The organism is Halorubrum sp. GN11_10-6_MGM, from assembly GCF_005435165.1.
Classification (GTDB): domain Archaea; phylum Halobacteriota; class Halobacteria; order Halobacteriales; family Haloferacaceae; genus Halorubrum.
This window is the reverse complement of record NZ_SGUC01000060.1, coordinates 1-8,266: the sequence shown is the minus strand read 5'-3', so window position 1 is coordinate 8,266 and position 8,266 is coordinate 1. Positions and strand designations below refer to the sequence as shown.

4 protein-coding genes and 2 pseudogenes are annotated in these 8,266 nt (G+C 67.5%); 4 read left to right on the top strand and 2 right to left on the bottom strand.

Translation table 11 applies throughout. The features are described 5' to 3' along the window. Nucleotides 1-141: 141 nt before the first annotated feature. The 4 genes from EXE46_RS17530 to glmS all read left to right on the top strand — a co-directional run bounded on the left by EXE46_RS17530 (nucleotide 142) and on the right by glmS (nucleotide 5,488). On the top strand, nucleotides 142-1,077 hold the full coding sequence (locus EXE46_RS17530; RefSeq protein ID WP_137689298.1) for a halocyanin domain-containing protein: 936 nt from the start codon (nucleotides 142-144) through the stop codon (nucleotides 1,075-1,077). An 82-nt stretch (nucleotides 1,078-1,159) separates the two neighbouring features. Then, nucleotides 1,160-2,368, top strand: coding sequence for a bifunctional sugar-1-phosphate nucleotidylyltransferase/acetyltransferase (gene glmU, locus EXE46_RS15775; protein ID WP_137689297.1), 1,209 nt, complete (start codon nucleotides 1,160-1,162; stop codon nucleotides 2,366-2,368). Nucleotides 2,369-2,447: 79 nt separating this feature from the next. Continuing rightward, entirely contained in the window at nucleotides 2,448-3,623 is a 1,176-nt protein-coding gene (locus EXE46_RS15770) for a sugar phosphate nucleotidyltransferase (RefSeq protein ID WP_137689296.1), read from the top strand. 2 nt (nucleotides 3,624-3,625) lie between these two features. After that, nucleotides 3,626-5,488 (top strand): glutamine--fructose-6-phosphate transaminase (isomerizing), encoded by a 1,863-nt coding sequence (gene glmS / locus EXE46_RS15765; protein WP_137689295.1) that lies wholly within the window; start codon nucleotides 3,626-3,628, stop codon nucleotides 5,486-5,488. Nucleotides 5,489-6,357: 869 nt separating this feature from the next. On the opposite strand, the pseudogene EXE46_RS17525 reads toward glmS, so the two are convergent. Both EXE46_RS17525 and EXE46_RS15760 read right to left on the bottom strand, forming a co-directional pair. Next, nucleotides 6,358-6,858 (bottom strand): annotated as a pseudogene (locus tag EXE46_RS17525) (UDP binding domain-containing protein); the annotation flags it as partial. A 27-nt stretch (nucleotides 6,859-6,885) separates the two neighbouring features. Then, a pseudogene (locus EXE46_RS15760) lies at nucleotides 6,886-8,223 on the bottom strand (LAGLIDADG family homing endonuclease); the annotation flags it as partial. Nucleotides 8,224-8,266 lie beyond the last annotated feature (43 nt).

Below are 8,266 nucleotides of genomic sequence, written 5' to 3'. Positions count from 1 at the left end.
GGATGGTCTCCTGATCGGAGACCATCCCTCAGGAATCCACTTGCTCGCCTGTTGCATCGATCTACGATACCTCTCAAACGGCTCCTACGAGAGAGTACCGAAATCGATCTCGGGCTAAACACATACGCCGAGAGTACGGGTATGGGTTACACCCCCGCACGACGAGAGGTCCTCCACGCAGCGACCGTCGCCGGTGTCGCCGGACTCGCCGGTTGTGGGTCCGTTACCGGAGACGACGACACGGACGCCGAAAAGTCGGACGGAGGCGGGTCCGACGGCGACGGGTCAGACGGCAACAGGCTGGACCCGGACAACTGCGACGAAGCGGCGTACACGCCCGTCGACGAACTCTCACCGCCGGACGACGTCGAAGAGTGGCTCGCCGACGCGAACGGGTACCGCGGCGAGCGGGTGCGAACCGGTACCAGCGGGCGCGCTGAGATTCGGGTCGGCCACGAACACGACGGCGGACTCGGATTTGCGCCGGTCGTCGTCGAGGTGCCACCGATGACGAACGTCCGGTGGAGTTGGACCGGTCACGGCGACGCACACAACGTGGCCGCACTCGACGGCACGTTCGACAGCGGTCGCCCGAACGCGCAGTCCGGGACGAGTTACCACTACGTCTTCGACGAGCCGGGGACGTACCCGTTCGTCTCCGAACCGGGACGAGAGGAGGGAATGCTGGGTGCCGTCGTGGTGAAGGAGCCACCGTCGACCGGCTACGAGGCGGTCGACGAGTGGGTCGTCCACAGCGACAACTTCGACGGGACCGTCGCGGACGAGACCGGCAGCGAGACCGCGTCGGTGACGGTCGGGGCACCGGGCAACGGCGATCGCTTCGCGTTCGCGCCGCCGGTTCTCAAAGTGTCGCCCGACACGACCGTGAGGTGGGAGTGGACGGATCCGAGCGGCCCGGCGAACGTGGTGTTCGAGGACGCCGACGTCAGCTCCGGCGATCCGACGTTCGAACGCGAGACGCCGTTCGAGCACACGTTCCGCGAGCCCGGCACCTACCGGTACGCCAGCCTCCCGCACAAGTCGATCGGAATGCGCGGGGCGATCGTCGTCGAGTGAGGGTCGGTACCTCCCGGCGACCGCGACGCTCTCCACCTTACTGACCGCAGCGGCTAAACCCCGCCCCGCCGTCGACTCGGACATGTACGGAGTCGTGCTCGCGGCCGGCCGCGGGACTCGGATGCGACCGCTGACGGACCGACGCCCGAAACCGCTCCTCCCGGTCGGGGACCGCTCGCTGCTCGAACAGGTGTTCGACACGGCTCGCGACGCCGTCGACGAGTTCGTCGTCGTGACCGGCTACCGCGGCGACGTGGTCCGCGAAGCGGTCGGAGAGTCGTATCGCGACCGGCCGGTCCACTACGTCGAGCAGGGCGAGGCGCTGGGGACGGCCCACGCCGTCGCGCAGGCCGAGCCCGTCGTCGACGACGACTTCCTCGTCCTCAACGGGGACGTGGTCGTGGACGCGTCGTTGCCGCGGGCGCTCGCCGACGCGGGCGCCCCGGCCGTCGCGGCCACCGAAGTCGACGACCCGCGGGCGTACGGCGTCCTCTCGACCGCCGAGGACGGCTCGCTGGCGGGAATCGTCGAGAAGCCGGCCGACCCGCCGACGAATCTCGCGAACGTCGGCTGCTACGCGTTCGAGCCCGAGGTGTTCGAGTACATCGACCGCACGCCCGAGAGCGAGCGCGGCGAGTACGAGATCACGACGACGATCGACCTGCTGCTCGACGACGGTCGGCGAATCGACGTGGCCCGGTACGACGGCACGTGGCTCGACGTCGGGCGCCCGTGGGAGCTGTTGGAGGCGAACGAACTGGCGCTCGCAGAATTCGACGACGGGACCGCGATCGCCGGCACGGTCGAAGACGACGTTCAGCTCCGCGGCCCGGTCGTGGTCGAGGCGGGCGCCAGAGTGCGGTCCGGCGCGTATGTCGAGGGACCGGTGCTGATCCGCGAGGGCGCGAACGTGGGACCGAACGCCTACCTCCGCGGGGCGACCGTCGTGGGGCCGGACGCGCACGTCGGCCACTCGGTGGAGGTGAAAAACTCCGTGTTGATGGCGGACGCGTCGGTCGGGCACCTCTCGTACGTCGGCGACTCCGTGCTGGGCCGCGGCGTGAACTTCGGCGCGGGGACGAACGTCGCGAACCTCCGCCACGACGGCGAGAACGTCCGGCAGACGGTGAAAGGCGAGCGCGTCGACACCGGCCGGCGGAAGCTCGGCGCGATCGTCGGCGACGAGGCGAAGACCGGGATCAACACCGCGCTGAACGCCGGCGTCGTGCTGGGCGCCGGCGAGACCACCGGCCCCGGCGAGGCGCTGACGCGCGACCGGCGCTCGGAGTAACGCCTACCGCCACTCGACCGGCTGCCGACGAGCGCCCGCCCGCGAGCGATTTAAAACCCGGGCGGGCGACGGAGGTGACATGAGACACGACTCCGCGACCGCGGTGATCCTCGCCGCGGGCGAGGGCCGCCGGCTGGCGCCGCTGACGAACCGGCGCCCGAAGCCGATGATCCCGGTGGCGAACCGGCCGCTGTTGGAACACGTCGTCGAGGCGGTCACGGCGACGGCGATCGACCGGATCGTCCTCGTGGTCGGCTACGAGCAGGAGCGAATCCGGAACCACTTCGGCGACGGCGACGACTGGGGCGTGACGATCGAGTACGTCGAACAGTCGACGCAGCTCGGCACCGGACACGCCGTGTTACAGGCCGAGCCGGTCGTCGACGGTCCGTTCGTCGTGCTCAACGGCGACCGGATCGTCGCTCCCGACGTCGTCTCGCGAGTTCGCGACCGGGCGCTCAACGGCGACCTCCCCGCCATGGCGGTCACGACCGCGGCGACCCCCCGACAGTACGGCGTCGTCACCCTCGACGGCGACCGAGTGACCGCTATCGACGAGAAGCCGGAGGGGCCGGTTGAGACCAACCAGATCAACGCCGGCGTCTACGCGTTCTCGCCGGCCGTCTTCGACGCGATCCGCGAGACGCACACGGCGGGCGAGCTGGCGATCACGGCGACGCTCAACGACCTCGCCGCGAGCGAGCCGCTGTCGGCGGTCCGGTACAACGGGCGCTGGCTCGACGTATCGAACCTCTGGGACCTGCTCACCGTCAACGCCGCGCTGATCGGCGAGCCTACCGCGGCGGGAGCCGACGGGGCCGCGCTCGCGGACTCGGTGACCGTCGCCGACGATGCGGCGCTCGCGGGCAACGTCCGCGTCGGCCCGAACGTCACGATCGGCGGCAGCACCGCGATCGGGAGCAACGCGACCGTCGAGGCCGGCGCCGTCGTCGAGAATGCCGTGATCTTCCCGGACGCCGTGATCGGCGCCGGCGCCGTGGTCCGGGACGCGATTGTCGCGGGCAACGCCCGAATCGGCCCGAACGCGACGATCGCGGGCGGGCCGGCGACGGTCGTCGTCGGCGACGCGGTCCACCGCGACGTGGAACTCGGCGGGGTGGTCGGCGACAACGCGATCGTCGGGAGCGGCGCGACGCTCACCGACGGTGCGGTGGTCGGGGACGACGCGACGGCCGACGCGGGGGTCGTGATTGACGACCGCGTCGAGCCGGGCGCGGTCGTCCGGAGGGGGTAACCATGTGTGGAATCACCGGCTACGTCGGCGACGCCGTCGGGCCGGACGGCGACGGGACCGACGCCGCGGGCGACGGTGGGAGCGCGCGCGTCGGCGACGTCGTCCACGAGGGGCTCAAAAATCTGGAGTACCGCGGCTACGACTCGGCGGGGATCGCGCTCGTCGGCGAGGCGAGCGGGCTGACGGTCGCGAAGCGCTCCGGCGAGGTCGACAACCTCACCGTCCCGGACGTGGCCGACGCGACGCTCGGGGTCGGCCACACGCGCTGGAGTACACATGGCCCGCCGACGGACGCGAACGCCCACCCGCACACGGACTGCGAAGGCGACGTGGCGGTCGTCCACAACGGGATCGTCGAGAACCACGAGGCGCTCAGAGCCGAGCTGTCCGACCACGAGTTCACGAGCGACACCGACACCGAAGTCATCCCGCACCTGATCGAGGAAGCGCTGGCCGCCGATCCTGACGCCGACCTCCTCGACGCGGTCCGGCGCGCCGAGGGCCGGCTGGAGGGGAGCTACGCGATCTGCGCGGTCCGCGAGGGCGACGACCGGATCGTCGTCGCGCGCCGCGGGAGCCCGCTCGTGTTGGGCCGCGACGCCGACGCGACGTTCGTCGCTAGCGACGTAACGGCCTTCTTAGAGCACACCCGCGACGTGACCTACCTCGAAGACGGCGACGTGGCAGCGCTGTCGGCCGACGGCGTCGAGGTCCACGCCGACGGTGAACTCGTCGACCGGGGCGTCGAGACGGTGACGTGGGAGGCCGACGCCGCCGAGAAGGGCGGCTACGACCACTACATGCGCAAGGAGATCCACGAGCAGCCGGAGGCGCTGCGGCAGACCATCGCGGGGCGGCTCGACGTCGACGCCGGCGACGCGGACCTCGACGTCTCGTTCCCGCCGGGCTTTCTCGCCGACCTCGAAGAGATCCAGATCGTCGCCTGCGGCACCTCCAACTACGCCGGGCGATACGCCGCGCAGCTGTTCGAGGAGCTGTCCGGCGTGCGTGCGACCGTCGAGATCGCCAGCGAGTACGAGTTCGGCGCCGGCCGGAGTTCGGACCGGACGCTCGTCGTCGCCGTCACGCAGAGCGGCGAGACGGCCGACACGCTCGGCGCGGTCCGGCGCGCGAACGCCGCCGGCGCGCGGACGTTCGCCGTGACGAACACGCTCGGCAGCACCGTCACGCGCGAGGTCGACGACACCGCGTTCATCCGCGCCGGCCCCGAGATCGGCGTCGCGGCGACGAAGACGTTCGCCTCGCAGGTGACGACGCTCGCGATGCTCGCCGTCGCGATCGGCCGCGAGCGCGGTGCGCTGGCCGCAGCCGACGCACGCCCCGTGTTGGAGGGACTGCGCGATCTACCGGGCGCCGTTCAGCAGGTGCTCGACAACGAGGACGCGGTTCGCGAGGCCGCGACCGAGTACGGCGACAGCGAGGCGTTCTTCTTCGTCGGTCGGCGACTCGGCGTGCCGGTCGCGCTGGAGGGCGCGCTGAAGCTCAAGGAGATCTCCTACGACCACGCCGAGGGGTTCGCCGCGGGCGAGCTAAAACACGGTCCGCTCGCTCTCGTGACGCCCGAGACGCCGGTACTGGCCGTGCTGACTGACGGCGCGCGCGCCGACGAGACCATGAACAACGTCACCGAGGCGCAGACGCGCGGCGCGCCCGCCATCGGCTGTGTGTCCGCGGGCGAGGAGTACGGCACGCTGGACGTGTCGCTGCCGGTCCCCGACGTGGGCGTCGCTGAGCCGCTCGTCGCGAACGTCTACCTCCAGCTGTTTGCGTACCACGTGGCCAACGACAAGGGGCGGTCCATCGACAAGCCGCGGAACCTCGCGAAAAGCGTCACTGTCGAGTGACGCGGTGGCGCCCGCGGCCGCTCCGTGGGCGGCGGGGAAATTGGTTAACCAACAAGACGGCGTGTGCGGCCGGGGTGTGTTGGTTAATAGACCCCGCTGGAAACCGGGGGCCACGTGAGCGAACATCCTCGAACGAGTCCGCGATTACAGCGAAGTCTCACCACGCGTTCAGCTGCTGCGACGGACGACTGGGAGTTCAGTGCGATTCTCGGACCGAGCTACACTGGTTCGTCCCGCCGCAGTACCACGTGTACCAACGGGTGAAACACCGACAGGGAGCCCCGATCGCGACCAGAATTGAACAACTGCCAAGCGAGCGAACATCGTTTGTGCCCCACGGATCGCGTCGCAGTGCCGGACTTATCCTCTCCGGCGGCGTCACCTGTCGCATGCGGTCTGGTCTCGTTGCTTCTCAGAATCTAAACATACCGAATGCGTATCAGTAAAACACCCCGGGACCACCGGGGGTGTTCCGGCCGATCTGTGAGATAAAGCTCCTGAGAAGTCGGCCGCCTTTTGGACAATAGCCACACAGCGTGTTTTCGGTGTCAGTACGTGACACCCCACTGTCTGCCGGCGGTTTCGCATGAATCTCCCTGTAAACCCGTGCGAGCAGTGGCCGTTGTCAGCGGCGTGTCGGCTCGTTCGGTCCTATATGTGCGTGTTACAGCCGTTTTCACGGGGAGTACTGCGGCTGGGGTCAGGGAGTGTAAATCCGGATATTTCTCCCAAGAGCGGCGATCTCGTGGGAGAAATTCAATTTTACAGAGAGAATGACTGCGGCCTGGCCCGCGCGACCTGTGGTCCCAGTTATGGGCATCGAGATTACCGCGTGCGAGAGTGATTCGACGCGTCCGGGCCACGGTACGCTACCACGTCAGCCCCTCGTACATGATCCCGTCGCGACGCTCGATTATCCGTCGTCCGTCGACGACGATCGGGGTCGCCATCGCGTCGAACTCCGCGTCGAGCGCGGCGAACTCGTCCCAGTCGGTGACGACGACCGCGCCGTCCGCGCCGTCGAGCGCCGCCGCGGCCGAGTCGGCGTACGTCACGTCGTCGACGTAGTTCGGCGCGTTGTCGGTTGCCACCGGGTCGTAGGCGGTCACGGTCGCGCCGCGTTCCTGGAGGTCGTCGATCACCGGGATCGCCCGCGAGTTCCGCATGTCGTCGGTTCCGGGCTTGAACGCGAGCCCGAGCACGGCGATCTCGGCGCCGTCGAACCCGCCGTCCAGATGGGTTGCGAGCAACTCGACGAGTCTCTCGGGCTGGCGGTCATTGACCTCGACGGCGGCGTTGAGGAGGGCGGGTTCGTACCCCGTTTCCTCCGCAGCTGCGATGATGGCGGCGACATCCTTCGGGAAGCAGTTGTGGACAACGACCCCATCGGTCGTGACGAACGTGTGCTCGTCAGCGACTTCCAGTGAGTACACGTCTGTGGTCGTCTCCTCAACGGTGATGTCACGGACGGGGACCGACGTGAAGCCGCCGTCTGCCGTGTGCCCGGTCGGCGCGATGTCTCGATCATACTCGGCGAGTCGGTCGTCGATCCGGTCCCGATCTTCCGGCAGAAACATCTCTTTCAAGCGCGCAATCTGTCGCTTCGAGCTCACACGAAGGAAATGAGCCGGCTGTGTCGCCTTTGCTGACGTCGAGGTTTTGTAACTTGGAACGATACCGAGACTGTGTAAGAGTAGCGTCATCCCGTCGATGAGCTCCTCACTTACCGACCCGTACTCGTAGACGACGGCGTTCGAGTGATTGGGGTACGCGACATGACCGTCGCCCCGGAACAGTCCCGAAAGGAGTGCGACGCGTTCGTCGGCTGTCGCTTGAAGCGCTGTGTCAGGAACAGCCGCGGAGTAGGAGCCAGTCCCACACCCGAGCCACTCGAGGCACTCGGCGAACACACGGCTGGACACGGTGATAGCCGTCGTGGTCTCTTGTTGCGTCGTTTGATATCGGATACCCAGCCGCTCGTAGTACGACTCCACATCGCAGACGTACTCCGGCTCGTCGGTGGGATGAAAACTCAACTGGACCCGCCGTCGCGTCGTTGAGCCGTGGCCGGAGGTGTCGTCGTTGATATGTCCCTCGCTGAGATAGTAGCCGATAAATCGCCAAAACTGTTCGTCGACAGGAATTATCGCCGGAATGTACGTCTGGCCACCGCCTCGCGTCGTGTACAGCGAGAGATCTGCCCTGTCGACGGGCAGCTCGTCCTCGTAGTTGAGGAACACATCGAGCGGGAGATAATTATCCCGAACGAGGTCGTGAACCTTATGATAGCTGAACTGTCGGTTGTACTCCCGCAGCGTCTCGTACAGTTCCTCTCTGACCGCCTCAAACGATGTCGATGGTTTCAGATAGACGCGATCGTTCTCGAAGGCGGACGACGCATCGACGATGTCGATGAGATCAACGGTTGAAACGGGATCGCTCGGGATATCGGCCATCACGGGCAACGAATCGCCCGCTTCGAGCTCGTCGGCTGGCGTGACGGTGGTCTCGTCGCCGTCAAGCGTGAGCATGGGATGATCGTGAGTGACGGTTACGCGCTTGTTCATTTTCGTCCGAATCGTGTGGAGCGGCCCCTCGTACTCTCGGCGTGTCGCCGTATCGACCGGGTTAAACGCGAACGTTCCGTCAGCAGACCGACTCAGGACGGAGACGTCCTCTAGCGTCCCTTCGGAGACGTATCGCTCGAAGAACTCGGCGAGCGTGAGATGCTTCATTCCTGCGTCGTCTTTTGCGACAACGTGCTGATCACCCGTGAGA

Coding starts and splice junctions, on each gene's coding strand:
- EXE46_RS17530 (WP_137689298.1), top strand. CDS start 142: ATGGGTTACACCCCCGCACGACGAGAGGTCCTCCACGCAGCGACCGTC.
- glmU (WP_137689297.1), top strand. CDS start 1,160: ATGTACGGAGTCGTGCTCGCGGCCGGCCGCGGGACTCGGATGCGACCG.
- EXE46_RS15770 (WP_137689296.1), top strand. CDS start 2,448: ATGAGACACGACTCCGCGACCGCGGTGATCCTCGCCGCGGGCGAGGGC.
- glmS (WP_137689295.1), top strand. CDS start 3,626: ATGTGTGGAATCACCGGCTACGTCGGCGACGCCGTCGGGCCGGACGGC.